Here is a 25,813-nt window from a genome sequence, read left to right as displayed (position 1 = left end):
TGAAGGTGCGCATGGAAAAAAGTCACTGTCTGGGTGAACGAAAAGCAGTGGTCATTTTACTGCTTCAGGCCGTATGATTACAGCTCTGCAGGGGTGTGAGAGGGGTTTTAAGTCACGGAATCAGGTATTAATCAATGTAATCGTCAATTTTGTAATCTATTAGCGCATAAACCTTTAAATATATTACTCAGATACTTGAGCGTTTAGCGTATTAAATTGGTCTTGCAATTCAGCGTATTTATCAAGATATACTGCTTCTTTTTGCTTTAGCGTGTTCGCACCATTTAAATCAACACTTGTATCCACTGTTGCGCCCATATTTTCTAATGTATTGGATAATGCACTCACACCCGCCTTTGTGGTTTGAAGCTTTTCAAATGCTGTGTCGTTATCGGCTAAGGCAGAAGTACTGACTGCGGCTGTTGCTAAAATGGCCAGAGTGGTTGCCGTTAATTTTTTCATAATGTGCTCCTAAATTTTTTAAGTAATATTTAATATGTTTGAATTTCAATCTTGCTTTAAAACGTTAAAACGTTAAAGCGTTTTGCGTTTCGATGGAGTTATAATAACGTCTGATAAAAAATAAAAAAGGGCGAAAGCAGTGCTTCCATTTTTGTTCCAAATACGAACCAATAAGGTGTATTTTTGACAAAAATCACACTTATCAGGTACAGAAGCATCAGAATGAGGCATAAAAGATGATAAAAAAGGAATAACCGCATCATTCTCTACACGGACTGATCCAGTCTGGATTTTGGTGAGTAAGCACGGCTTGCAGATAAAAAGCAGTCGTGACAGCATCAAAATTTTGCTAATCTAAGGCCTTCACAAAGATGCAACAGACTATGACACCACTGGCTTTAATCGATAATTTAGACAATCTTCCTAACCCGTTCACGCAATTTGACCTAATTGCGGCAGAGCTTGCTCAGCACACCCCTAAGCTAAAAGACCCCGAGTATCGCCGTGATTTACAACTCGCTTTGTGCTTTATCTATAGCTATAACGGCTCGCAAGCAACGTTCAATTCCTATCGACGTGAAGTGGAGCGCTTATTGCTCTGGTCTTGGAATGTGGCGAAATGCCCTACTCTGCAGTTAAGGCGTGACCAAATTGAAGAATTCATCCATTTCTGCATCACACCACCAGACGATTGGATCGGCGTTAAAAACGTCGCTCGATTTAAATTACATATGGGTAAAAGAGTCGCTAATAAAGAATGGCGACCTTTTGTTGCACACGTCAGCAAGTTAGAGTTCAGGAACGGGGATCAACCCGAAACCAAACAACACTCATTATCACAAGCGGCAATTCGTGCAACCTTTTCAATCCTGTCATCGTATTACGGTTTTTTAATGCAAGAAGACGCGGCGGGACAAAACCCTGTTGCCTTGATACGCCAAAAAAGTAAATTCGTTAAAAAAGAAGTAACGCGCAAACAAGTAAGGCGCATTTCAAATTTGCAATGGGACTATGTGATTGAAACCGCCGAGCACCTTGCCGAAGAAGATCCCGCTGTACACGAACGCACCCTGTTTATTATGAATGCCTTGCTGGGCATGTACTTACGAATTTCTGAGCTGGTGGCGGATGAACGTTCTGCACCGGTAATGGGTGACTTTATTAAAGACGCCGACGGCCATTGGTGGTTTAAAGTCTTATCAAAGGGCAATAAAGAACGTCTCGTGGCGCTGTCCGATGACATGCTCAATGCTCTGATGCGCTACCGTCGTTTTCGTGATTTGCCCTTATTGCCTACCATTGCAGAGAACACCCCCGTCATCCCTAAAACCCGTGGCCAAGGCGCCATGACCAGCTCCCGTCAGGTTCGTAACATTGTACAGTTCTGTTTTGATCAGGCGTACGAGCGAATGTGCGAAGATGGTATGAAAGCCGATGCAGAAGATCTTCGTGTGGCGACGGTGCATTGGCTTCGCCATACCGGCATCTCGGAAGATGTGAAAACACGCCCCAAAGAGCACGTCAGAGAAGATGCGGGGCACGCGAGCATGGCGACCACGGACAAGTATATTGACACCGAATACCGTGAACGTCATGCCAGTGGGCGTAAAAAAACACTGCGCCCTCACTGACACACGCTCGGCTTATTGAGACCAGCGCTCTAAGCTCAATGCATCGCCCTGTTTGGCGTCGACCCACTGGCTGCATTCGCCCTGTGTTTCTTTTTTCCAAAAGGCAGCGCGGCTTTTCAAGTAATCCATGATGAAATCACACGCCTGAAAAGCTTCTGCTCGATGGCTGGCGCTGACACCGACAAACACGATTTGATCATCCACCGACAAACGGCCGACTCTGTGCACAACACACACGTCAAGGAGCGGCCAACGGCGCTGGGCATCGTCAACAATTTCTTGCAAATTGTGCTCTGTCATACCGGGGTAATGTTCAAGCTCAAAAGAACAAGTCTCATTAGGTTGGTCCGCAAATTGTCGGACTAAACCAACAAACATCGCCACCGCGCCCGTGTCATTTTTTTTGAGCAGTTGTTTGTAAAGCGCCTGCACATCAAAGTCATCCTGTTGAACACGTATCATCTAACCCCCTGTCACCGGTGGAAAAAAAGCCACTTCGCGAGTGTTGATGGCAATGATGTCAGTATCTCGGGTAAACTCGAAGTCGACAGAAGATTGCACCCCTGGGCCTAATAAGGCGCCCCCCTTGTCCAGATGATCAACAAGATACTGTCTTAACTCGCCAACGCTGATGGGTAAATCAAGCTCGACAAGGTACTCACTCAAGCCGACGGCTTCTTTCAACGAAGCAAAAAACACCACTTTAACCTTGGACATGTTGACTGCTCCAATCACCGCTTTTACCGCCTTTTTTCCCTAAAAGTGCAAGGTGACGTATGACTATGCCTTTATCAACGGCCTTGCACATATCGTATAAGGTCAACGCGGCCACACTGGCCCCTGTTAACGCCTCCATTTCCACCCCTGTTTTGCCTGTTAAGGCACAGGTGCAAAGCACTTCTAATTCACAATCGTTGATAACATTAATGTCTACCGACACTTTGGTCAGCATTAAAGGATGACATAAAGGAATCAGCTCAGGCGTTTTTTTTGCCCCTTGAATCCCCGCAATACGGGCTGTTGCTAAGACATCGCCCTTGGGTAGACCGCCTTCAATCACTTTTTTTAATGTGGCGGGTTGCATAGTGAGTATGGCCTGAGCCGTTGCGGTGCGCTTGGTGATGTTCTTATCTGACACGTCCACCATGTGGGCATGACCTTGCTGATCTAGGTGAGTGAGTTGCTCGCTCATAAACGTTTACGCCTTTTAAAAATAGAAACCTTCGTTATGTTTTAAGAAACGCAGAATGATTGCAAGTCATTGGAGCCTTGTCACCCTGATTAAATGAGGCATAATGCGTTATTGCTTGTATTTTTTCCTGTCCATCATGGTACCTAATCAACATCGCATGAGCTTACTAGACGATTATCAACTGTTAGAGATTCCTACCAACGCTACGGAACAGGAAGCAAAAGTCGCTTTTAGAAAATTGGCGCGGCGCTATCACCCTGATAAAAACCCCAATCATGACACCACGGAAGTGTTTCAACGCCTTCAGGCCGCCTATGAAAATGTACAGGGCGCCATCCGGTTGGGCGATCAGGTGGTCGATTGGCAACCTTTCACTTTTACACAAGAAAACACCCATAGCTCAGGCGCTAAAAATCGTTACCAACACTTCTCCAGCGCCTCTGACAAGCAGCAAGCCGCCTTTGTGAAAGAGCGCCAGCGTGCCTATGAAGAAATGAAGCGCAACAACGCACAGCATGAAAAAACACGTGAAGAAGCCATTAAGTCAGCACGCAATGCGCTCAATGAGAAACGCGTGAAGGCCTTGTATGAAAAAGCGTTTAAGGCCTCTGCTGGATCTCAACAAGATTCTTCGTTCGACTCTCAAAGACACACCGAGCCCTTTGAGCCTGATCACGCTACGGCAACGACGTCTTCCATTCCACCTTATCAAACGTTTGTTGACCAAAGCGATCAAAACCAACGCACGCCGTTTCGGTTAAACGCCGCAAAAGCCGCTTTTCGTGTCACCACCTACTTGGCGTGCTTCGCTGCTGGTGTCTACGCCACACTGCATTGGCAATCCTCAACGAACAGCGCTCAAACCCAGCCCCTATCATCCATACCCTATATCAGTGGTCTCTACCCTCAATATCGTGTTGGCGCCGCCTACACCTTAAACATTACCAACCTGTATGCCGAACCCGATACTCAAAGTACCTCACTGCAGACCATGCCAGCCTTGTCAGAGCTAGAAAGTATTCAGTTACAAGGAGATTGGCTCACGGTGCGCTATCAAGGCATAAATGGTTGGGTGCAGGCAAAATACATTGGCTATGGCACTGCAAACCAAGCGCAGAAAACAGGCTGCATCGGACAACCAGGACTGGCACCGAAACATGGCGCTTTACTTGGGGATGCACAAGGTAACAGCCGTTTGCGCATTCTTAATCAGCTCCCCCAACACAGCAAGCTAACCTTTGAGTCCTATGATGGCCGAGCCCCCTTTTCTATTTACCTCTATGCCAAACAAGCTTACGCGGCCAATTATATTCCACGAGGCAATTACCGGTTGGTGTTGGAAACAGGTTCCCTGTATCATCAAGCTTGTAATCAATTCCTCTTTAATGACACAACCCAAGTTATCCTAGATCCGGTCGATTTTGCCAGCACAGAGCAAACGCTCACGTTAACGCCTTAATCGCTCATCAGAATCACGGATAACCATTAACTCCGAGTGCTTCACAACCCATGTTAAGTAATATCCGAATCGTTTTAATCAATACCTTCCACCCTGGTAACGTCGGCGCCATTGCCCGCGCCATGAAAAATATGGGGCTCACCAACCTGTATTTAGTTGACCCGAATGACTACCCTTCTGAAGAAGCCACCAGCCGTGCGGCAGGTGCAGTGGATTTGCTGGAAAATGCCACCATAGTGCCGACCTTTGAAGAGGCGATCGCAGACTGCAGTTTAGTTATTGGGACCAGTGCGCGTCACCGAACCTTTCAGTTGCCGATCATGAATGCCCGAGAATGCGCGGAAAGCGTCATCCCTGAGGCCATCAACCATAACGTGGCGATCGTGTTTGGACGTGAAACAACGGGGTTGCTTAATGAAGAAATTGCGCAATGCCATCGCCAAGTCTATATTGATGCAAACGACGAGTATCCTGTGTTGAATATTTCCCAAGCGGTGCAAATCATTGCCTATGAGATCTGGATGGCCAATCAACACAAAGCATTGCCTAAAAAAGACTCGCTGGAATACCCTCATAAAAAAGACATGGACCTCTTCTACGACCATTTAGAAGACACCTTATATGGCATCAATTTTATTGTGCGCAATCATCCGGGTAAGGTTTTAGATAAGTTGCATCGTTTCTTTAATCGTTCTCGACCTGAAAAGCAGGAACTAGGCATTTTGCGCGGCGTGTTAGCGGCAGTACAGCGAGAAGCAGGCCTTACTGAAGCCAACAATCATTCAGAAAAAAAGAAAAAAGACTGAGCGATTCCAACACTCAAACAAAAACGCCGCGGTTTAGCGGCGTTTTACATCACTAGCGCAACGCAGAATTATTTTTCAGCGCGCCCAGCAAATTTACGTTCTTCCACATTGACCTTAATGCGATCCCCCGTAGAAATGTGCTCGGGGACTTGAATCACCGCACCGGTCGACAGTTTGGCCGGTTTGTTACGAGATGTCGCCGACGCACCTTTAATAGAAGGGTCGGTTTCAACGACTTCAAGTTCCACGTTGGTCGGCAGTTCAATGCCAACAGGCGCATCATCAACCAAAATTACCTGAATACCTTGTGTGTCTTCGTTGACAAAAAGAATCTCTTCCTCAATGGCACTCTTGTTTAAGTTGTAAGGGGAATAGTCTTCGTTATCCATGAACACATACTCTTCCCCATCCATATAAGAAAATGTCACCTGACGACGCACTAAATCGGCTAAATCAATCATGTCGGAATCTTTGAATGTTTCATCCAACTTGCGACCGCTCACAACATCGTACATACGCATACGATATAAACTGCCTCCAGCACGACCCTGAGGTACAGAACGTTCAATATCTCTCACTATATACGTTTTGTTATCGTAACTAATTGCGATGTTTCTTTTAATTTCACTGGCCTTCGGCATGTTTACGTCCTAACACTCGGGTCTATACAGGGTTTTAAAATGACTATGACACTTTTTGTCATAGTATAACATCGAGATCCTAATCCAGATTAGGAAATGACACCAGATATCTATGCCATTATTCTCTGACGAACGCGCAAATATCGCGTATTAATCACCCGATTTCATATGTAGGCTCATAATCACTTGGTAAACAGGGTATAAAATGTCTGCCCCTAAGATTTTAGAACGCTCTGGCGACCACCCAACCACGTCATCAGGCAAATTCTGATTGTCTTTAAATGGCATTTCTAAGGTAAAAGATAAGCATTTGTACATCTCCCCGACCCACTTGGTTGCCACGGTCAGATTGGCCTCGCCGAATTGATCAGGGGTGTAACCCATTTCCGTTTGAAAGTCTGGACTAACGGAAACAAACATGTCTTTAAACAAGCTTTCCATGGCTTCCATTCTGGCATCAAAAGAAGGTACGCCCTGACAGCCATCGACAAAATTAACGGGCAACGCCTCATCGCCATGAATGTCTAAAAACATGTCCACGCCGGTTTCCGCCATTTTCTTTTGCACAGCCAATACTTCTGGGCTGAACTCTGGGGTAGGGTTTTTCCATTCCCGATTCAAGTTCACGCCTTTGGAATTAACACGCAAATTGCCATGCACAGCACCATCTGGGTTCATATTGGGGACCACGTAGAAACGGCATTGGTTTAACAAAGCGCGCGCAATCGGATGGGACTCATCAAATAAACGCTCCAATAGACCTTCCACAAACCATTCCGCCATGGTTTCGCCCGGGTGTTGGCGTGCGATGACCCAAATATTTTTTGCCAACCCTTGCGTTTTACTGATTTCCAACAGGGTAATATCACGGCCTTCAGCCGTTTCACCTAAATGATCGGTAATACAATCTTCATGACTTGCCGCCCAAGCAATCATATCGAGATGTCGCTCATAGCTGTAGGGCGCAAAATAGGCATAATAAACACTGTCTTGCTCTGGCTGATGATGAATCACCAGTTTCCCATCAACATATTCTGTCGGCACCCGAAACCAGTCTTCCCGATCGTAGGAGGCAACGGCTTGGTAATCGACCCATCCTTCTGGGTAAGCGGCGTCACTGGCGTTTTCAAACTGAATGACACATTGCTCACCCATACCGCCTTGAAGACGAAAATAAAACCACTGCAAAAATTTAGAGTTTGTATCATTAGGGATCTTTACTCTAATATTGTCCGGCTCCGAGGCATCGATAACGGAAATGTTACCGCCATCAAATGCACTGCTGATTTTGATTCGGCTGGTCATTTACTCTTCCTTAACAATCAAACATGGGTTCTAAAATATGGCAAGTTTACCTATATTCATCACGGCTGTCGCCAATTCTTCCGATGAGCCAGCTTTCCCTCTGCTATTTACTTGGTCTACACACGAAGCGCAAGTCAAAGAAGTGCTCGTTATCCCCGATGACGAATGGTTAGCGTCTCATACGATTGAACCAAATGTGCCCAATCTCGATGAACAGCAACTGTATGAGTTTGGCTACGAGGCCAGTGATATTCTCGCCGAATGGACAAATGAGTTTGACACTGACGTGATCTACGGTCTTGACCCTGAGCTTATTCATCAGTTAGTTGAAGCAACCTATGATATAAAAGGTTTAGAGCCTGCGTTCGAAGTACACAGCATACACAGCTGGTTTGAAGAGCGTGATGTCAACTTGAATGATGCGATTGCAGAACAAGGCCACAGTACGCCGCTTCACTTACTGGCGCCTGATGAACTCATTATCCAACTGCTTCACATTGCCGTAGAGCACGGATTAATTGACCCAAGTGATATTCCAGCGGTCGAAGAGTAATCACATCACTGAATACCGACTATCGAGTGTGACCTATAGCTATTTGTAAGCCCTCAATTTAAAGTCGAAGCCATTCTCATTCACTTTATACTTTCACTTTAAAGAGGCGTTTTATATGAAGGACATCCTTCCAGACTTATGTGACATCTACCCAGAGCAATTACAAATCGCTGAGCCCATTTTTTCATCCTATGGTCAGCGTCAATGCTTTTATGGGGAAGTGGTCACAGTTTCTTGTTTTGAAGACAATAGCCGCGTACGTGAGCTAGTCAGTGAAGACGGCAAAGGCAAAGTCATGGTCGTTGATGGCGGTGGTAGCAAACGTCGGGCATTGCTTGGTGATATGCTGGCGGAAAAAGCCGCTGCGAACGGCTGGGAAGGCTTTGTTATCTACGGTGCGGTACGCGATGTCGCCGCTCAATCTGGTATGAATGTTGGTATCCATGCGTTGTGCGCGCAACCAATGGCCACTGAAAAACGTGGACTGGGTGACGTTGGTAAGACCGTTCACTTTGCGGGTATGACCATTGCACCAGGTGATTATGTATATTGTGACTTAAATGGTATTGCAGTATCCAAACAACCATTAGCCCTTCCATAGACGCTGTCTAAACAATAGCTTGTTTCATAAAAATGCTCATCCCTATCTGTAGAAACAATGGATGAGCATTTTTCGTCTATACTGAATCGCTTTAGGGCCGTCTACTCCGACAACCTCAACCCCATTGGAAGACTTTCACCGACTAACGCATTCAGTTCATCGGTATTAATTTCTACTTTACTCTCTAGACGCTCCAACCATTGCGGCGGGCACTTGTCTTTTTTGAGTTTCTTCGCGACTTTTTTACGGTAGCCACTCAGTGTGTCCGATTCGCCAACACTCATCTGAGTCATTAACACGGCGGCAAGACCAGCTTGCTTACGTTTTTTCCAATCTTCTTTGATGACCTTATCAAGAATTGGAAACAACACCTCCTCGTCAATACGACGGTCTTGTTGCCCGGATAATAAATGACGCGATGCAATACGCCCGATTGTCCACCATGCCGTATCGGGCTCGGAAGTTTTTTGTAAGCGCTTTAATAACCAATCAATGGTAATCACTTTATCGTCGTTTTCCAGTTGCTCTAAGGCGCCCACCAAACGAATGAGATCATCACTGGATTTAGTCGTTAACGCCTTCATTTTATCGCGGGAGCGCTGACCACTCGGTGAATAATATTGACTAAATTGTTTAAAGAAATATTGTTGTTGCTCAACAGACAAACCACCGGCAATACGACGAAACAACGTCCAATACTGCCCCCAGACAGGCGCGGTATCGGATTGCGCCCCCGCCTTGACCGCATTAAAGACTTGCTGAACACGTGCCAGATCATCAGCCGCACCGTACCCTGGGCGTAAACAATAGCCTAGTAGCTGTAACCATTGTCGCTCATGTTGTGGGCTTTTCATCCGCCCCGATTTTACCATCAGCAACTTGTCGACTAAGCGTCGTGATGTGGCAAGATTCCAGTGCTCACGGTTACCTAACAACTGATCAATGTCTTGTTTTAGCGATTTCACCAGATCCGGATACTGTTTCTGACCCGCACTGGAAAAACATTTAGCCAGGTGTTCTTCCGCTTGCCCCATATTGCTATGCAGTAAGCCACCTTGGTCATCGCTCTCTTGTTGGGAAGAGCCTATGTCTGTCTTGGCGTGAGTCGAAAAATCTAACCGCCAAGTATCACGTTGATTTTCTGCTTGCAACGTGACCTGCAACACGCCAACTTCTGTCATTTGCACCGACAATCTGACGGCAACATCCTGAGCATCAACAGAAGCATCCAATTCGGTCATCAAATTAGAAATGTAATGCAAGCCGGCTTCACCTCGCACCTCCGCCACATGACAATCAATATGGTCATCTGAGCGATACAGAGGAAACTGGACCTGTTGCCCTAAGGTAACCGAAAACGTTTGGTCTAGCGTAATCTCATCGCCTTTAAGCGTGCCCTTGGGCAAAACACCAACAAACTGATCGTCGCCCACCTTTAAATACAGACTGTGAGCCACACCACTTTCAATTCGTGCACTTTGGCCAGCCAAGGCATTCAAATACATGACCGCCCCTTTGGCCACTGCATCGTTTGGCTCGTCGGCAACGCACGCGAGAAGTGGCGCAGAAGACCATTGGTTCAATTGCTCTAAGAGCCGCTCTTTCAATACCGGACTGTTAAAAAAGCCACCATTGAACAAAACCGCATCAGGCATAGTTGAGCCTGTCGCCGCGACAATGTCCGCTTGATGCTGGCGCAAAAACGCTGCTAAATGTCGTGTAAAAGCCGGATCGGACTCATAGGGCAACCCCAAGGTATGCATGGCGTAGTCATTTTTCAGCAAGGCCGCATCAAGTGAAACATGAGGACAAAAGCCGCTGTCTATTTGTTCTAACAAGGCCAACCTTGACACAGTAAACTTCTGTGACCCACCAATTAAACGACTGCCGCCGCCTAAAACGGTAATCGTTAATTCCTCTGGTGCCTCTTCGCCCAATAAGGTTTCTTTTGCCTGACGCGTTTGTTGTACTAATGCGGCTAGTCGAGACGCAGACAATGCTGAAATCTGTTTTGGATCAAGCTGAAACGCCAACGCTTGATCTACGTTGTCGCCCCCGAGCAGAAGGTGCTCGCCCACCGCGATACGCTTTAAGGAAACAGCCGATGTGTTGCGAGAGGCAGGCTGTATGGCCACCAAACTGAAGTCACTGGTACCACCACCAATATCGACCACCAACAGCATTTTTTTGTCCGCTAACGCTGTCAACTTGGTATCGTCACTGATGTAGTGATAACAAGCCGCCTGTGGCTCTTCTAGAAGATATAAATGAGCTAGACCGGCTCGCTGCGCCGCTTCCAACGTCAACGCACGCGCTTCTTCGTCAAAAGAGGCCGGTAACGTCAGAGCAATGGCTTGCTGTGCAAGAGGTGACTCAGGAAAACGATGATCCCAACTTTGTTTGATGTGCAATAACAGTAATTGACTGGCATCGAGCGGGCTGATTTTTTGACTAAATTCACTGCCCCAGGGCAAGACAGCTGAACGGCGATCTATTTGACGATGACTCAACCAACTTTTCGCACTTTGTATCAACTGACCAGCACGACGCTGGCCGAGTGCCAACGCCCCCATACCCACCACCTTCTCTTTATCGTGGTGGCGCCAAGGCAAAACAGGGTCTAGCTTACCCTTTTCATCTGATGCTAAAACATAAATGACACTTGGCAAATGGGTAAACTCTTGTACCGAACCATCTGCCATCACTTGTGGAATAGGCAACAGCAAAGGCTCACCGTGTGCCGAGCCATCACGGTTAACAGACACATAAGAGACAACACAATTTGTTGTCCCTAGATCAATACCGACACGAAAAGTCGGAGATGCCATCTTTATGCCTCCCTTACTTGAAACTCAATGGTCCAACTTAGATCAGACTGAGTATCATGCGCTTGCAGCAATAAAAGACCCAATTCCGTAACACGGGAAGTTAGGTACACACGCACCATATCACCCGCATTGTAATGACCCGCGTCTAAGCGAATACTAAGGGGGTTAAGTTCGTTGAGTGTGCCAACGGAGAAGGAAGCCACCACTTTGCCCACCGCTTCAGCATCGCTGGTTTGCGATTGAAAGAAACGGAACGTGACCGTTTCACCCACCACCAAAGAAAATTCATTGGGCAACATCTGTTCTTGCGAGCCCTCTTCCAAACCAAATGGCGCCACACAAATCGCGTCAACAGGCGGAGCCATACCCGGAATCGCAGGCATAGGACTGGCCACACCAATATAATAATTGGCTGACAAACCACTTTTAACTTTTACGCCGCCTTCTGCTTGAACTTGTGCGTAATAAGTGGCTCCTTTAGCAACCGCATGATCCAAATGAGACGGCGTCAACATGGTTAGTGGCTGTTGGTCTAGCATTTCTCTCAGGCGTGATTCCAGCGTGTTGCGAATCACAGTCGCATTGAAAACCCCACCGTTAAGAAGAATTTTTGTGGGCTTCACACCGTGTTGAGCCAAAAATTCACTGATGTGTCGGGTGATAGCAGGATCACCTTCATAGTCCAAATTGATCGCACTAAACCCGCTTCGCGCTGTTTGCTGAGCAGACTCACCAAACTGTACCGCAGGGAAAAAGCCGTCAATCAAAAGGCGTTGTACATCAAGTTGAGTTAGCGTGGTTTTGATGCTGTTGTTAAACAGGCTACGACCACGACTTGGCACGACAACACTGACATCTTGTAGGTCCGCATTCGATAACAATCGCTCTTTTGCTTCTCGACACGCTTGCGTTAACCCACTGATTTGCCACGGCTCAAGTTGCGTCCCTTCTTGTGCTAATTGTGCAGCTAAATGGTAGGTCAATGTTAGATCCATATTGTCACCGCCAAGCAATATATGACGACCTACCGCCACTCGCTCAAGACCCAATGCACCTTCTTTATCAACCGTTTGAATAAGAGACAAGTCCGTTGTACCGCCACCCACATCGACCACTAAGATATGCTCATTGACGTCTAAGTTATCTGTCCACTTATGTTGATCGGCCAACCAAGCATAAAAAGCCGCCAGCGGCTCTTCAATCAGTCGCGCACGCAATCCAACCCGCTCAGCACTTTGCTCAGTAATGGCTCGTGCCGCAGGGTCAAACGACGCCGGTACGGTAATAACAACCTCTTGCTCAGCAATAGGCGCATCAGGGAACGCCTGAGTCCAAGCGCTAACAAGATGGGCCAAAAGGCTTTCAGTCACCTGAGCCGGTGATATTTTCGCCACTTCTTCCAGCGCATCTACTGGTAACACTGCTTCATCGGCTTTGACGCGGCTGTGGCATAACCAGCTTTTTGCACTTTGTATTAAACGTCCAGAGGATTTTGCCCCCAATTCACGCGCCAATTGACCCACAACCGCGGTTGCTTTGCCCCAGGGTAACTGTAAATCACTTTCTAGAAATTCGCTTTGATGAGGGAAATACACAAAAGAAGGCAGCAAGGGTCGTGCATCTACCTGACCTGCGGCAATAAACTGTGGAATCGCCAGCTGTTGGATACGACCCACTTCATCGGCAGGCGTTTGTGGCTCTGCTGACTGCTCAGATAAGGAATAATAGACGGCAGAATGGGTGGTACCCAAATCGATACCAATAAAATACTTGCCCATGATTTATACCTCGATTTCGGCGGGAGCTAATACCGTTAAATTGTCTGTATTGGTGACTTTCGGCAGTCGGGTTTCCGTGACTTTCCAACCTGGATGAACCAGAGTGCCAGAATAAGGCCCTGTTCCTTCCACACGACCTTCTAACTTGAGCTGCTTAGCGTCATAGTCAGAAGGTACCTCTACTCGACTGCTTTCTGACGCAGAATGCACCGTATCAATGGTGAAATGCTGTTTCATCACTTTAGCGCAACCAGAGTGAATTTGGCGAGACGCCGCACCCACATCTGCATCGCTGTAATCGTCAATACTTTCTTGAATAAAGTCGATAAAGCGAGCTTCCTGCTGCAACAGCTGCAGGAGTTGATGAGCCCCATCGGCGTTTACCGTATCCAGTGTTGGCGCAGCCACCTCGACTTCTCGAATGACTTCTACCGTTTCGGTGATGACCTTAGGCTCAGCTTCAAAAGAAAATAACTGACCCTGTCCAGCCGCTTTACAGCGTGCAGCATAATCGCCACTCGCCATAAATTTAAAAAACTGCCCAAACGCGCCAAAAAAGCGCGGTATAAAAGACATTGGTTTGATTTTATCGGTCATAATTTACCCATTTTGCATTTCTTCAAGCTCAAGCCAGCGCTCCATTGTGCTCTCTAGCTCTGCTTCTTTGTGTGTCAGTTTGGCTAATGTTTTTTGCACCTTGTCTGCGTCGCCGGCATAAAAATTCGCATCGCTGGTTGTCACATGAAGCGCGGCGATGTCTTCTTCTAATTTGGCAATCTTAGCGGGCATATCATCAAATTCACGTTGCACTTTATAACTGAGCTTGCTCTTTGGCTTACTAGAAACTTTAGTGTCCTCTGAGGCAGCTTCAATAGCAGGCTTCGCTTTGGCTTTCGGTGTGTCCGTTTGAGACGTCGATTCTGTGGGGAATTTCCCGCCTTGACGTATCCAATCCTTATAGCCACCTACGTACTCTTTGACACGCCCCTCACCTTCAAAGGCAATAACACTGGTCACGACGTTGTCTAGAAAAGCTCGATCATGGCTTACAAGCAACAAGGTGCCGTCGTAGTTCATCAGCAGCTCTTCTAACAGCTCTAATGTTTCAACGTCTAGGTCGTTGGTAGGCTCATCCATGATGAGTAAGTTGGCAGGACGAGTGAACAATTTCGCCAATAAAACGCGGTTACGCTCTCCCCCTGATAATGCCTTGACGGGGGTACGAGCACGCTCTGGTGGGAATAAAAAATCACCAAGATAACCAATAACATGCTTATTCTGACCATTGATTTCAATGACGTCTTTGCCTTCACCCACGTTTTCCGCGACCGTTTGCTCAGGGTCGAGCTGTTCACGGAGTTGGTCGAAATAGGCCACATTAAGCTTTGTGCCTTGGCGAACAGAGCCTGATTCTGGCGTTAAATCACCTAACAAGATTTTTAAGAAGGTACTTTTACCACAGCCATTTGGCCCAATCAGACCGATTCGATCGCCACGATTAACAATAAAGTCCATGGGTTGAAGAATCACTTTATCTTCAAAAGAATGGCCTACTTGCGTAAATTCCGCCACTAATTTACCCGATTTATCTTTGGTTTCGATCGCCATCTTCGCGTTGCCTTGACGGTTGATACGCTCAGAACGCTCTTCCCTCAATGCTTTTAACGCACGCACTCGTCCCTCATTACGGGTACGACGTGCCTTGATCCCTTGACGAATCCAGACCTCTTCTTCGGCCAAACGCTTATCAAATAACGCATTGGCACGCTCTTCTTCTTCCAGCATTTTTTCCTTGAACACAAGGAAGTCATTAATGTTTCCGCTAAATGAAATAAGGTTGCCGCGATCTAACTCGATAATACGGTTTGCCAATTTCTCAAGAAAGCGACGATCGTGGGTAATGAATAAGATTAAACCGCGAAACTGCTGTAACTGTTGCTCCATCCACTCAATGGTGGGTACGTCCAAATGGTTAGTTGGCTCGTCTAGCAGCAAAACATCTGGATTAGAAATCAATGCTTGCGCCAAAATAACACGACGACGCCAACCACCTGACAACTCTGACATCAGCTTATCAGCCGGCAAAGCCAAACGTTGTACCATGTGATTAACACGTTGTTCTAAATCCCAACCTTGAATACGATCCAGTTCCGTTTGAATATCACTCAATTCGTTGGCGTGGTCATTTTCAAAATCTTCAAGCAATTTGAAATAACGTGTCATGAGGTCATGGGCTTCACCCGCTCCCTCACTGACCACTTCTCGGACGGTCTTTTCATTGGCATCGGGCAGCTCCTGTGGAAGCTGACTGATACGCATACCACCTTCCAGTCGCACAACACCTTCGTCTGGCACTTGCTCACCCGAAATGACTTTTAATAACGTGGATTTACCTGCACCATTTCGACCGATAATAGCGACGCGCTCACCGGCTTCAGCCGAGAAACTAATTTTTGACAGCAGTGGATTATGCCCAAAAGCAACACTGATCTGTTCTAACGACAATAGACTCATATCTACCCATTTTTAGTAAAGATTTTGTGACGATATAGTAGCATCCTTCTTTACGAAGGTTCATCAAATAGCCACCAGCAGGCACCAAAAAAATCTAAGCATTTTCATTTTATGACGCTAAAAAGCGATATTTCGTCATAATATGTTGAAATAGATCCGCTTTTCTCAAAAAGGTTGAACTTAAACATCTTTAACCACGTTCTTTACCGATATACTCAGCACCCTACTGAGTCATCAAGATTTTTTTGGAGTAAGCAATGGCGTTAAAAAATAAGGTAGGCCCAATCACAGCAATCGTTGTCACCGTGAGCGCAGTCGCTTGGATAGTTTTAGGTGGCAATGGCATCACGGTCAGCCCAGATATATCTCAACCAAACAACGTAGAGCAAGCCTCGCCTTCTGTCACACCAGAACAAAAAGCCGCTTACCCTGTTCAAGCCAAAACACTGATCGCTCAGTCAATTGAAATACATTTACCACTAAGCGGCACCACGCTCGCAAATGAGGTGTTAGATGTCATTAACACCTACCCGGGGCGCGTGATGAGCCGACCTGTTGAACAGGGTCAATTTGTGACATCCGGCACCGTTCTTACCCAGATTGATACTCGAATCTTAGATCTGGAAATGCAGCAAGCTGAATTATTGATTAAACAAAGACAACTTGAGCTAGATGGTATTAAGCGACTCAATTCAAACAACTTAGCCTCCAAAGTGAACCTTGCGCAGGCAGAAACCGATCTCGCAACAGCAAAAGCTCATAAACAAACACTGCTAGTAGACCGTGAAAACGCCACCGTCACTGCCCCCTTTTCTGGCATTGTTAACGCATTGCACATTCAAAAAGGAGAGGTACTTAGCGCCGGCAGCCTTGTAGGCACACTTATTTCACTAGACCCATTAAAAATCAGCGTCCATGTTCCCCAGAATAAAATCCACCACATATCATTGGGCACGCAGAGCACAATCAGACTCGAGTCAGGGGATGAGATTGAGAGTTTTGTCTCGTTTATCAGCGCCACAGCGAATGAGACTAGTCGGACAATTCGTGTTGAAATGGAAATACCCAACCCCAACAACGCGATACCTGCTGGCCTGACCGCCTCGGTCGACTTCCTGCTCGATCACCAACGGGCGCACGCCGTGTCTCCGGCTCTACTCACTCTTAACGATGCCGGTAACACGTCCATAAAAACCATTAACATGGACAATCGAGTGGTCGTCACCCCTGTTGAGATCGTGAAATCGGAGCGATCACAAGTGTGGGTACGAGGACTACCAGACAATGTCGATATTATTACGGTTGGACAAGGTTTCGTCTCCGCCGGCGATACCGTTCAAGCACGCTACCAAGATTAAGGAGATAGAGCATGCAAACTCTTATTGAAGCCGCTCTCGCTCGCTCACGCACTGTGATGATGTTTTTTGTGCTGATCTTGATTATGGGCACCGTGTCTTATATTGAAATAGCCAAGGAAAACGATCCTGACATTACCATCCCAATGGCGTATGTCTCTGTTTCTTTAGAAGGAATCTCTCCTGAAGACGCAGACAGCTTATTGGTGCACCCCCTTGAAAAAGAACTCCAAGGACTTGATGGCTTAAAGGAACTTAAATCAACCGCCTCAGAAGGCCACGCCTCGATCATATTGGAATTTTTGTCGAGCGTTGACATTGACCAAGCGATTAGCGACACCAAGGACAAGGTTGACCGTGCAAAAAGTGAATTACCCGATGATGCTGACGAGCCGACTGTCACGGAAATAAATCTGTCTACCTTCCCTGTTCTGCGTGTCAACTTATCAGGCAATGTTGACTTTGCCACGCTCAGTCGCACCGCTAAAAATCTTCAAGACGCGATTGAAGCGGTTGATGGTGTACTGGAAGCCAAAATCAGCGGCGATCGTGACCAACAAGCACAGATCGTTATTCGTCCTGAAAAACTCGAAACCTACAATCTGTCCCTCGCCGACGTATCAAATTTTGTCTCAGGCAATAATCGCCTTGTGGCCGCTGGTAATTTGGACACCGGGGCGGGACGCTTTTCGTTAAAAGTTCCAGGACTCTTAAAAACAAAAGAAGACATTCTTAACCTTCCAATCAAAGCCGATGGTGATCAGGTGGTCTTGCTAAAAGACATTGCTACGGGTGAACTTACTTTTGAGGACCCAGACAGTTATGCCCGCGTTGCGGGAAAACGCAGCATCACATTGGCGGTTTCAAAACGTGTCGGCTCGAACATCATCAACACCATCAATGCTGTAAAAATGGTCGTTGAAGAGGAAAGTCAACAATGGCAAAACGGCGTTAGCTACAACTTAACGGGCGACAAATCGACCAACATAGAAACCTCTTTAAACGATCTTTTTAACAATGTCTTGACCGCTACCTTGCTGGTTATGATCGTCATTGTGTGGGCATTAGGAATACGCAGCGCCTTTTTGGTTGGCTTGGCAATACCTGGGGCATTTCTTGCTGGCATCCTTATTCTAAACCTGCAGGGTTATACCATTAATATGGTGGTGTTGTTTGCGCTCATACTCAGCGTTGGCATGCTGGTGGACGGTGCCATCGTGGTCACCGAATACGCCGATCGAAAACTGGCTGAAGGCGCTCCTAAAAAGCAAGCCTACCGTGAAGCGGCTCAACGCATGGCATGGCCAATCATAGCGTCTACAGCCACCACGCTTGCTGTTTTCATGCCCCTACTGTTCTGGCCAGACATTGTGGGGGAATTTATGCAATACATGCCGATTACAATTATTGCAACATTGTCCTCTTCTTTGGTGATGGCGTTAATCGTCTTACCCACTATTGGCTCTATTATTGGTAAAAGAGGCGCTTACAGCACTAAAACGATGCAAGCACTGAAGCTCACAGAAAGCGGTGACCTTCAACAACTTACAGGTATAACCGGCGCCTATGGTCGAATGCTAACACGGCTGGTAGAACGACCTGTATGGGTACTGCTGTTTACTATTGGCTTGCTTGTTGCGGTTTTTGTCAGCTATGGCCAATTTGGTAAAGGGGTTGAGTTTTTCCCTAATATCGAGCCTGAATCCGCCAATCTAGACATTCGTGCTCGTGGCGACTTATCTTTAGAAGAGAAAGATGCCCTCGTTCGTCAAGTCGAACAACAAGTCATTGGTTTACGTGAGTTAAAGAGTGTCGTAACAACGTCCTATGCCACACCAGGAGACAGTGAAGCGCCTGACAGCATCGGCTCAATCAGTATGGAATTTATTGACTGGTATAAAAGAGACTCAGCCAGTGTAATTCTAGATAGAATTCGAGCGCATACTCAGGACATTCCCGGCATAGAAGTCAGTGCGGAAAAAGAGCAAGGCGGACCACAATCCGGCGCTGACATTCAACTTCAACTTAGCTCGAACTATTCACAAGCCTTAAATCTAGCAGCGGATGACATAATCAAACAACTCTCTTTGAGAGAGGAAATTATTACGGTTAGTGATGATCGCTCGCTTGCCGGTATTGAATGGCGTATTGATATTAATCGCGAAGAAGCCAGTCGCTATGGTGTTGATGTCAACAGTTTGGGTAATGTCATTAAATTGGTCACGACAGGGATTCAACTTAGTGACTTTTTACCGGAAGGCGCTGACGATAAAATAGACATCATGTTGCGATACCCTGTTAACCAGCGCACGTTAGATCAGCTGGATCAGCTTCAAATCCCAACCAATCAAGGAAGCATTCCTGCTAGTAACTTTATTCATCGTTATGCCGCGCCTAAACAAGGCACCGTCAACCGGACGGATGGCAAGAAGACCGTCAAAATTGAAGCCGATGTTCAAGACGGACTGGTTGTTGATGAAGTGATTAAAGCCATCAGAGTAAAACTGGATGCAGCCAATCTTGATAAAAGTGTTCGCTATGAATTTAGAGGCAATACAGAAGAGCAACAAAAATCCATGCTCTTTTTGGTGAAAGCTTTTGGTGTCGCTTTCTTTATTATGGCGATCATCCTGGTGACGCAATTTAATAACTTTTTCCAGTGCGTGTTGATCTTAAGCGCGGTCATTTTCTCCACCATGGGCGTATTAATCGGCTTAATGGCCAAAGGTCAGCCTTTTGGCATCGTGATGAGTGGTGTGGGGGTGATTGCCCTGGCCGGAATTGTCGTAAACAACAATATTGTCTTAATCGATACCTTTAATGGCCTACGCAAGCAAGGCATGCTGGTAAAGGAAGCAGCGATACGAACCGGCGTTCAACGTTTGCGCCCAGTTATGTTGACGACCATCACGACCATATTAGGGCTTATTCCTATGGTGTTTCAGCTCAATATCGATTTAATCCATCAAACCTTCAATATCGGCGCGCCATCCGCTCAATGGTGGACGCAATTGTCAACAGCGATTGCAGGGGGATTAACGTTTGCCACACCGCTTACTCTAATCCTGACACCTTGCCTGCTAGTGTTAGGCTACCGTAAAAAGGAACGCATCACACTCAGCCAATCGGAGCAAAAATAAACTCCGCCACCTTGTCTGATTAACATTAAAAAATGCCGCTCAAAAAAAACCCTAGCTCAATCAAGCTAGGGTTTTTTAGTTGCTATTCTTGCCTACCGAATATTACAAAGATAAGCGTCGAACGTCACTCAACAGAGCATTCAAGTACGTCATGAAACGACCCGCATCGCCACCATTAACCGCTCTGTGATCATAGGATAAACACAAAGGCAACATGGTGCGAGGCTCAAACTCTTTTCCATTCCAACGTGGCTCGACGTCAGCTTTAGACACACCGAGAATGCCCACTTCAGGACAGTTAACAATGGGAGTAAAGCCTGTTCCACCAATGGCACCTAAGCTTGAAATCGTGAAACAACCACCCTGCATGTCTGCAGGTTTAAGCTGTTTGTCCATCGCCTTCTTGATCAAGACATTAATTTCTTGAGCAATTTGAACAATCGATTTCTGATCGGCATCACGTAACACCGGAACAACAAGACCTACAGGAGAATCCACCGCCACGCCAATGTGTACATAGCCTTTTTGCACATAGCTTTCGCCATCCGCCATTAGGGAGACATTAAAGCTAGGATTGGCTCGCATTGCCTGAGCAACCGCTTTGATGAGGAATGGCAATGGTGTCAATTTAACCCCCTGCTTCTCCATCTCACCTTTAAGGCCTTTGCGGAAATCTTCCAAATCGGTAATATCCGCTTTATCAAATTGTGTCACATGAGGAACAACCAAAGCATTACGCGCCATATTCTGAGCGGTCATGCGTTGGATTTTACTCATTTTCACAACTTCAATATCACCAAACTTACTGAAGTCTTGATCAGGTACGGTCGGCAACCCTGCGCCAGACGACACAGCCGGACTTGCTGAAGACGTCGTGGCTTTTTGCACTGCCGCCTTAACGTAAGCATGCAAATCTTCTTTGAGGATACGACCACGAGGGCCCGTTGCACGCACCAAAGAAAGATCGACACCCAATTCACGTGCCAACATACGAACTGCAGGGCCCGCATGTACCTTTTTAGAAGGCTCAGACAACACTGCCGACTGATCAGCAACCGGCGCTGTCACAGGGGCTGAAACAGCTTTTTCTGGTACAGGGTCTTGTTTTGCTTCAGGCGCTTTCTGTTCTACTGGTTTTGTGACGTCAGCCGCCCCTTCAACCTCAAGCTCTAAAACAGGGTGACCTTCTGAAACCTTATCGCCCACACTGATGGAAACCGATTTTACTGTTCCAGATTTCGGTGCAGGAATTTCCATTGATGCCTTGTCCGTTTCAAGTACGATGATTGAATCACCTTCTTGTACGGTATCACCAGCTGCCACAGCAACTTCAATCACTTCAACGCCTTCAGCGCCGCCAATGTCTGGCACGTTCACTGTTTCAACACCAACGGAAGCACTTTCTGTCTCAGAATCAGCGCGTTCAGTCACAGCAGAAGTCTCTGCCTTCGCACTATCAACTGACGCAGGCTCTGCCGTCGTCACCTCTGAAGAGAGAGCGTCAAGCGATAAGATATCAGCCCCTTCAGAGACAGTATCACCGACACTGATGGCAATTTTGCCAATTTTGCCTGTAAAGGGAGAAGGAATATCCATGGACGCCTTGTCTGTTTCCAAGACAATCAGGGAATCACCCTCTTCGACCATGTCACCCTCTGCGACACAGACCTCGATAACTTCAACGTCTGTCGCACCACCGATATCTGGCACTGATACTTGTTCAACCTTTGTCGCGGCTTCCGCAGCAGGCTTGGAATCGGCCACCTTTGGCGCAGCCTCTGCTTTTGTGTCCGCTGGAGCAGCAGAAGATGTTTGTTCGCCTTCTACTTCTACAATCAGAACTTCATCACCTTCAGAAACCTTGTCACCTTCTTTTACAGAAATGCTGGTTACTTTGCCGGCCATCGAAGAAGGCACATCCATGGAGGCTTTATCCGTTTCTAATACAATAATCGATTGGTCAACTTCTACCATGTCACCAACCTGAATGCTGATCTCGATAACTTCGACATCAGTCGCACCACCAATATCCGGTACTCGAATGATTTCAGTACTCACAGAAATCTCCTTTGTCGTATAGACGCATCAAACTTAAAAACGTGTTTGATCTAGGATCTTCTAAATCAAACACCTAGCCTATTCATTGATTAGCAAGTAACAGGATTCGGTTTTTCTGGGTCTAAACCAAACTTAGCAATCGCTCCACTAACAACAGATGCATCAATCACACCGTCTTTTACCAGCGCGGTTAAAGCAGAAACAACAACCCAGTAACGGTTTATTTCAAAGAAATGACGCAACTGAGCACGCGTATCACTGCGGCCAAAACCATCTGTACCCAATACATGGTAAGTCGTATTGATAAATGGGCGAATTTGATCTGCAAACAACTTGATATGGTCTGTTGACGCAATAACAGGCCCTTTACCGTCTAAGCAAGTTTCAACATATGGCTTGCGCGCTTCTTCTTCTGGGTGCAACATGCTCCAACGAGTGGCATCCAAACCTTCACGACGCAATTCATTGAAAGACGTGACACTCCAAATATCAGAGTTCACACCGTAGTCGTTGAACAGAATTTCGGCAGCCGCTTCCACTTCGCGCAGAATAACGCCAGAACCAAGCAGTTGAACATTTTTGCTGTTGGCTTTGTCTTCGTGAGACTTCAACTTATACATACCCTTGATGATGCCGTCTTCGACACCTTCAGGCATGTCTTCATGCGCGTAGTTTTCATTCATTACTGTTAAGTAGTAGAAAACACTTTCTTTTTCATGATACATACGACGAAGACCGTCTTGAACGATAACAGCCACTTCGTATGAATAAGTTGGGTCATAAGACACACAGTTCGGAATCGTACCCGCTAATATGTGCGAGTGACCGTCTTCATGCTGAAGACCTTCACCGTTTAGAGTCGTACGACCAGCGGTCGCGCCAATCAAGAACCCACGCGCTTGAGAGTCACCTGCTGCCCATGCCAAATCACCAACACGTTGGAAACCAAACATAGAGTAGTAGATGTACACAGGAATCATCGGCAGATTACTGTTGCTGTACGATGTCGCCAGCGCCAGCCAAGAAGAAAAAGCACCCGCTTCGTTAATACCTTCTTGTAGAATTTGCCCGTCTGCAGACTCTTTGTAATACATCACTTGACTGTGGTCATGTGGCGTATAACGCTGACCTTCACTGCTGTATATACCCAATTGGCGGAACATACCTTCCATACCAAATGTACGGGCTTCATCCGCCAGAATCGGCACAACACGTTTACCGATATTCTTATCTTTCACCATGACATTAAGTGCACGTACAAACGCCATAGTCGTCGATATTTCTCGACCTTTTGTTCCGGCAATTTGCGCTTTAAAAGCTTCTAAAGAAGGCACTTCAAGTGCTTCACAGTCACGACGACGAACAGGGAAATCACCATGCAATTCTTTACGACGAGCGCGCAAATATTGCATTTCAGGGCTGTCTTCTGCTGGACGGTAATAAGGTAGATCTTTCAGCTCTTCGTCACTGATTGGAATACCAAACTTGTCACGGAACTGACCTAATGATTCTTCATCCAGTTTTTTCGTCTGGTGCGCGGTATTTTGTGCTTCTGCCGCCTTGAACATACCGTAACCTTTTACGGTTTGCGCCAAGATAACCGTCGGCTGACCTTTGTGCGCGACCGCTTCGGCGTACGCTGCGTAGACTTTATATGGATCGTGACCACCACGATTAAGATTCATAATCTCATCGTCGGTCATGTCTTTGACCATTTCTAGCAACTCAGGGTATTTACCGAAAAAGTGTTCACGAGTGTAAGCACCACCATTCGCTTTGTAGTTCTGAAGTTCACCATCGCAGACTTCGTTCATACGTTTAATCAGCAAACCCTTGTCGTCTTTTTCGAAAAGAGGATCCCAATGACGACCCCATAGACACTTAACGACATTCCAACCAGCACCGCGGAACACACCTTCAAGTTCTTGAACAATTTTACTGTTACCACGCACAGGACCATCAAGGCGCTGTAAGTTACAGTTGATGACAAAAATAAGGTTGTCTAGGTTCTCACGACCCGCTAAAGCAATTGCACCCAAGGATTCTGGCTCATCACACTCACCATCACCAAGGAAAGCCCAGACTTTACGATCGCCTTGATCGATAAGACCACGGCTATGCTGATACTTCATAACATGTGCTTGGTAAATCGCTTGCAGTGGCCCAAGCCCCATAGAGACTGTTGGGAACTGCCAGTAATCCGGCATCAACCAAGGGTGAGGATAAGAAGAGATACCTTTGCCGTCGACTTCACGGCGGAAGTTATCCAACTGCTCTTCCGTTAAACGCCCTTCTATATAAGAGCGTGCATAAATACCGGGTGAAATATGACCTTGGAAGAAAACCATATCGGCTTCTTGCTTACCGTCGTTCCCACGGAAAAAGTGGTTAAAACCAATATCATAAAGCGTCGCCGCAGAAGAGAAGCTTGTAATGTGGCCACCCAGTGTTGAATCAACTCGGTTGGCCTTCATTACCATCGCCAATGCGTTCCAACGAATAATAGAACGAATGCGTCGCTCCATAAATACGTCACCGGGCAATTGCTTCTGATTCTCAGGAAGAATCGTATTCCGGTAAGGCGTTGTAATGGATGATGGTAGTGAAGTACCCGATTTTGAGGCTTCACTTGTCAAACGATTTAAAATGAATTGCGCGCGATCAGAACCTTCTTCACGAAGGACAGACTCAAGCGCATCGATCCACTCTTTAGTTTCAATTGGATCGATGTCTTCGAGAATATGCTGCTCAGTCATCGTGTTAATAACTCCCGCTATTAGAACAGATACTTAACCATCCAAGGACATTATGAGTGTTTATGTCTTGGTGGCGGCTTAAACGAACCTTAGGAATCAATGTCAGTACACATCAGAATTCCAGCCGAATACGACAAGCGTGTCATGATTTAGTTAGACACTAACTTGCCGATTAATTAGCAATTATTATTATCTGGTATTTTATCCATTGCCTCGACCACTATTAGAGAACTAGTCGGTTCGCTTCCAATTTGGGCTTGGTTCATCAAGCCCAAGATTCAGTTTTTACATACGCTTAGTGTCGCTAATTGTAGGCAAAAATTAAAAAACTATGTTATTCACACACTGTAGAGCATGCCATTTATCGTCTTGGCTTCTAGTAAAAAGACACAGCAACTTGCTGGATCTTTCACTCTATCGCCTAGATTCGACATTAGACTAACACCTTAACTCAGTGCCGCCTAGCCATATACGTTAAGATTACAATGCACAAGACTGATTCAAAAATAGTCATTATGCACTGAAAGTAATCTGATATTCGTATTGAACTATTCTAACCTTATCAAACACAATAAAAATAGAGTGTAATTCATAAAATTTATGAATTACATAGCCTGCATGAATACTATCGTTTTTTGACAAGGTGGCTTTTTTATCGTTAAAAAACTTGTGTACAAGTGCAACTTGCTGGGAAAAAGATCATGCAAAACAAGAATTATCCCAAAAAACAGCAC

At 46.3% G+C, this 25,813-nt stretch carries 19 protein-coding genes; 7 read left to right on the top strand and 12 right to left on the bottom strand.

Annotated elements, in window-relative coordinates; all coding sequences use genetic code 11:
- Positions 1-183: 183 nt before the first annotated feature.
- Complete coding sequence (locus tag LG368_RS12910; RefSeq protein WP_226755140.1) at positions 184-462, bottom strand: hypothetical protein; 279 nt, start codon at positions 460-462, stop codon at positions 184-186.
- A 383-nt stretch (positions 463-845) separates the two neighbouring features.
- On the opposite strand from LG368_RS12910, the gene LG368_RS12905 reads away from it, so the two are divergent.
- Positions 846-2,093 (top strand): tyrosine-type recombinase/integrase, encoded by a 1,248-nt coding sequence (locus LG368_RS12905; protein WP_226755144.1) that lies wholly within the window; start codon positions 846-848, stop codon positions 2,091-2,093.
- A gap of 12 nt (positions 2,094-2,105) precedes the next feature.
- On the opposite strand, the gene LG368_RS12900 is transcribed toward LG368_RS12905, so the two are convergent.
- Genes LG368_RS12900 through moaC form a run of 3 tightly spaced genes read right to left on the bottom strand, consistent with a single transcriptional unit; the run spans position 2,106 to position 3,285 of the window.
- Positions 2,106-2,555, bottom strand: a complete 450-nt coding sequence (locus tag LG368_RS12900) for a molybdenum cofactor biosynthesis protein MoaE (RefSeq protein WP_226755139.1) — start codon at positions 2,553-2,555, stop codon at positions 2,106-2,108.
- Positions 2,556-2,810: a MoaD/ThiS family protein gene (locus tag LG368_RS12895; RefSeq protein ID WP_226755138.1), complete on the bottom strand. Its 255-nt coding sequence runs from the start codon at positions 2,808-2,810 to the stop codon at positions 2,556-2,558.
- Complete coding sequence (gene moaC, locus LG368_RS12890; RefSeq protein WP_226755137.1) at positions 2,797-3,285, bottom strand: cyclic pyranopterin monophosphate synthase MoaC; 489 nt, start codon at positions 3,283-3,285, stop codon at positions 2,797-2,799. The genes LG368_RS12895 and moaC overlap by 14 nt, the downstream gene beginning before the upstream one ends.
- Positions 3,286-3,388: 103 nt before the next feature.
- Between moaC and LG368_RS12885 the strand changes: the two genes are divergently transcribed.
- Both LG368_RS12885 and trmJ read left to right on the top strand, forming a co-directional pair.
- Positions 3,389-4,744 (top strand): DnaJ domain-containing protein, encoded by a 1,356-nt coding sequence (locus LG368_RS12885; RefSeq protein WP_226755136.1) that lies wholly within the window; start codon positions 3,389-3,391, stop codon positions 4,742-4,744.
- 50 nt (positions 4,745-4,794) lie between these two features.
- Complete coding sequence (gene trmJ / locus LG368_RS12880) at positions 4,795-5,550, top strand: tRNA (cytosine(32)/uridine(32)-2'-O)-methyltransferase TrmJ (RefSeq protein ID WP_226755135.1); 756 nt, start codon at positions 4,795-4,797, stop codon at positions 5,548-5,550.
- 68 nt (positions 5,551-5,618) lie between these two features.
- On the opposite strand, the gene efpL is transcribed toward trmJ, so the two are convergent.
- Positions 5,619-6,191: an elongation factor P-like protein EfpL gene (gene efpL / locus LG368_RS12875; RefSeq protein ID WP_226755134.1), complete on the bottom strand. Its 573-nt coding sequence runs from the start codon at positions 6,189-6,191 to the stop codon at positions 5,619-5,621.
- A 150-nt stretch (positions 6,192-6,341) separates the two neighbouring features.
- A complete protein-coding gene (locus tag LG368_RS12870; RefSeq protein WP_226755133.1) occupies positions 6,342-7,496 on the bottom strand; it encodes a M14 family metallopeptidase in 1,155 nt (384 codons plus the stop codon).
- A gap of 37 nt (positions 7,497-7,533) precedes the next feature.
- On the opposite strand from LG368_RS12870, the gene LG368_RS12865 reads away from it, so the two are divergent.
- Together LG368_RS12865 and LG368_RS12860 are read left to right on the top strand one after the other, a co-directional pair.
- Positions 7,534-8,049 carry a hypothetical protein gene (locus LG368_RS12865; RefSeq protein ID WP_226755132.1) on the top strand — a complete coding sequence of 172 codons (516 nt, stop codon included), beginning with the start codon at positions 7,534-7,536 and terminating at the stop codon, positions 8,047-8,049.
- 115 nt (positions 8,050-8,164) lie between these two features.
- Positions 8,165-8,650: a putative 4-hydroxy-4-methyl-2-oxoglutarate aldolase gene (locus LG368_RS12860; RefSeq protein WP_226755131.1), complete on the top strand. Its 486-nt coding sequence runs from the start codon at positions 8,165-8,167 to the stop codon at positions 8,648-8,650.
- Between the two features lie 101 nt (positions 8,651-8,751).
- Here the strand turns inward: LG368_RS12860 and LG368_RS12855 are convergent, their stop codons facing one another.
- Genes LG368_RS12855 through LG368_RS12840 form a run of 4 tightly spaced genes read right to left on the bottom strand, consistent with a single transcriptional unit; the run spans position 8,752 to position 15,770 of the window.
- Complete coding sequence (locus tag LG368_RS12855; protein ID WP_226755130.1) at positions 8,752-11,478, bottom strand: hsp70 family protein; 2,727 nt, start codon at positions 11,476-11,478, stop codon at positions 8,752-8,754.
- 2 nt (positions 11,479-11,480) lie between these two features.
- A complete protein-coding gene (locus tag LG368_RS12850; RefSeq protein WP_226755129.1) occupies positions 11,481-13,256 on the bottom strand; it encodes an Hsp70 family protein in 1,776 nt (591 codons plus the stop codon).
- Positions 13,257-13,259: 3 nt separating this feature from the next.
- Entirely contained in the window at positions 13,260-13,853 is a 594-nt protein-coding gene (locus LG368_RS12845) for a DUF2760 domain-containing protein (protein WP_226755128.1), read from the bottom strand.
- Positions 13,854-13,856: 3 nt separating this feature from the next.
- Positions 13,857-15,770 carry an ATP-binding cassette domain-containing protein gene (locus LG368_RS12840; protein WP_226755127.1) on the bottom strand — a complete coding sequence of 638 codons (1,914 nt, stop codon included), beginning with the start codon at positions 15,768-15,770 and terminating at the stop codon, positions 13,857-13,859.
- Positions 15,771-16,027: 257 nt separating this feature from the next.
- On the opposite strand from LG368_RS12840, the gene LG368_RS12835 reads away from it, so the two are divergent.
- Both LG368_RS12835 and LG368_RS12830 read left to right on the top strand, forming a co-directional pair.
- Entirely contained in the window at positions 16,028-17,128 is a 1,101-nt protein-coding gene (locus LG368_RS12835) for an efflux RND transporter periplasmic adaptor subunit (RefSeq protein WP_226755126.1), read from the top strand.
- 11 nt (positions 17,129-17,139) lie between these two features.
- The gene (locus LG368_RS12830) at positions 17,140-20,265 is read left to right on the top strand and encodes an efflux RND transporter permease subunit (protein ID WP_226755125.1); all 3,126 of its coding nucleotides are present in this window, start codon (positions 17,140-17,142) and stop codon (positions 20,263-20,265) included.
- A 102-nt stretch (positions 20,266-20,367) separates the two neighbouring features.
- Here the strand turns inward: LG368_RS12830 and aceF are convergent, their stop codons facing one another.
- Together aceF and aceE are read right to left on the bottom strand one after the other, a co-directional pair.
- Entirely contained in the window at positions 20,368-22,323 is a 1,956-nt protein-coding gene (gene aceF / locus LG368_RS12825) for a dihydrolipoyllysine-residue acetyltransferase (protein WP_338086330.1), read from the bottom strand.
- 89 nt (positions 22,324-22,412) lie between these two features.
- A complete protein-coding gene (gene aceE / locus LG368_RS12815) occupies positions 22,413-25,079 on the bottom strand; it encodes a pyruvate dehydrogenase (acetyl-transferring), homodimeric type (RefSeq protein WP_226755124.1) in 2,667 nt (888 codons plus the stop codon).
- Positions 25,080-25,813: the final 734 nt, after the last annotated feature.

It is taken from the genome of Marinomonas algarum (genome assembly GCF_020532605.1).
In the GTDB taxonomy this organism is placed as follows: domain Bacteria; phylum Pseudomonadota; class Gammaproteobacteria; order Pseudomonadales; family Marinomonadaceae; genus Marinomonas; species Marinomonas algarum.
The sequence above is the reverse complement of the archived record's forward strand: the minus strand, read 5'-3'. Positions and strand labels throughout refer to the sequence as shown.

What these genes read in the sequence shown, in the direction of transcription:
- LG368_RS12900 (WP_226755139.1), bottom strand. Translation starts at nt 2,555, where the DNA reads ATGATACGTGTTCAACAGGATGACTTTGATGTGCAGGCGCTTTACAAA.
- LG368_RS12885 (WP_226755136.1), top strand. Translation starts at nt 3,389, where the DNA reads ATGCGTTATTGCTTGTATTTTTTCCTGTCCATCATGGTACCTAATCAA.
- moaC (WP_226755137.1), bottom strand. Translation starts at nt 3,285, where the DNA reads ATGAGCGAGCAACTCACTCACCTAGATCAGCAAGGTCATGCCCACATG.
- LG368_RS12870 (WP_226755133.1), bottom strand. Translation starts at nt 7,496, where the DNA reads ATGACCAGCCGAATCAAAATCAGCAGTGCATTTGATGGCGGTAACATT.
- LG368_RS12910 (WP_226755140.1), bottom strand. Translation starts at nt 462, where the DNA reads ATGAAAAAATTAACGGCAACCACTCTGGCCATTTTAGCAACAGCCGCA.
- LG368_RS12830 (WP_226755125.1), top strand. Translation starts at nt 17,140, where the DNA reads ATGCAAACTCTTATTGAAGCCGCTCTCGCTCGCTCACGCACTGTGATG.
- efpL (WP_226755134.1), bottom strand. Translation starts at nt 6,191, where the DNA reads ATGCCGAAGGCCAGTGAAATTAAAAGAAACATCGCAATTAGTTACGAT.
- LG368_RS12860 (WP_226755131.1), top strand. Translation starts at nt 8,165, where the DNA reads ATGAAGGACATCCTTCCAGACTTATGTGACATCTACCCAGAGCAATTA.
- LG368_RS12905 (WP_226755144.1), top strand. Translation starts at nt 846, where the DNA reads ATGACACCACTGGCTTTAATCGATAATTTAGACAATCTTCCTAACCCG.
- trmJ (WP_226755135.1), top strand. Translation starts at nt 4,795, where the DNA reads ATGTTAAGTAATATCCGAATCGTTTTAATCAATACCTTCCACCCTGGT.
- LG368_RS12895 (WP_226755138.1), bottom strand. Translation starts at nt 2,810, where the DNA reads ATGTCCAAGGTTAAAGTGGTGTTTTTTGCTTCGTTGAAAGAAGCCGTC.
- aceE (WP_226755124.1), bottom strand. Translation starts at nt 25,079, where the DNA reads ATGACTGAGCAGCATATTCTCGAAGACATCGATCCAATTGAAACTAAA.
- LG368_RS12850 (WP_226755129.1), bottom strand. Translation starts at nt 13,256, where the DNA reads ATGGGCAAGTATTTTATTGGTATCGATTTGGGTACCACCCATTCTGCC.
- LG368_RS12840 (WP_226755127.1), bottom strand. Translation starts at nt 15,770, where the DNA reads ATGAGTCTATTGTCGTTAGAACAGATCAGTGTTGCTTTTGGGCATAAT.
- LG368_RS12835 (WP_226755126.1), top strand. Translation starts at nt 16,028, where the DNA reads ATGGCGTTAAAAAATAAGGTAGGCCCAATCACAGCAATCGTTGTCACC.
- LG368_RS12845 (WP_226755128.1), bottom strand. Translation starts at nt 13,853, where the DNA reads ATGACCGATAAAATCAAACCAATGTCTTTTATACCGCGCTTTTTTGGC.
- LG368_RS12865 (WP_226755132.1), top strand. Translation starts at nt 7,534, where the DNA reads ATGGCAAGTTTACCTATATTCATCACGGCTGTCGCCAATTCTTCCGAT.
- LG368_RS12855 (WP_226755130.1), bottom strand. Translation starts at nt 11,478, where the DNA reads ATGGCATCTCCGACTTTTCGTGTCGGTATTGATCTAGGGACAACAAAT.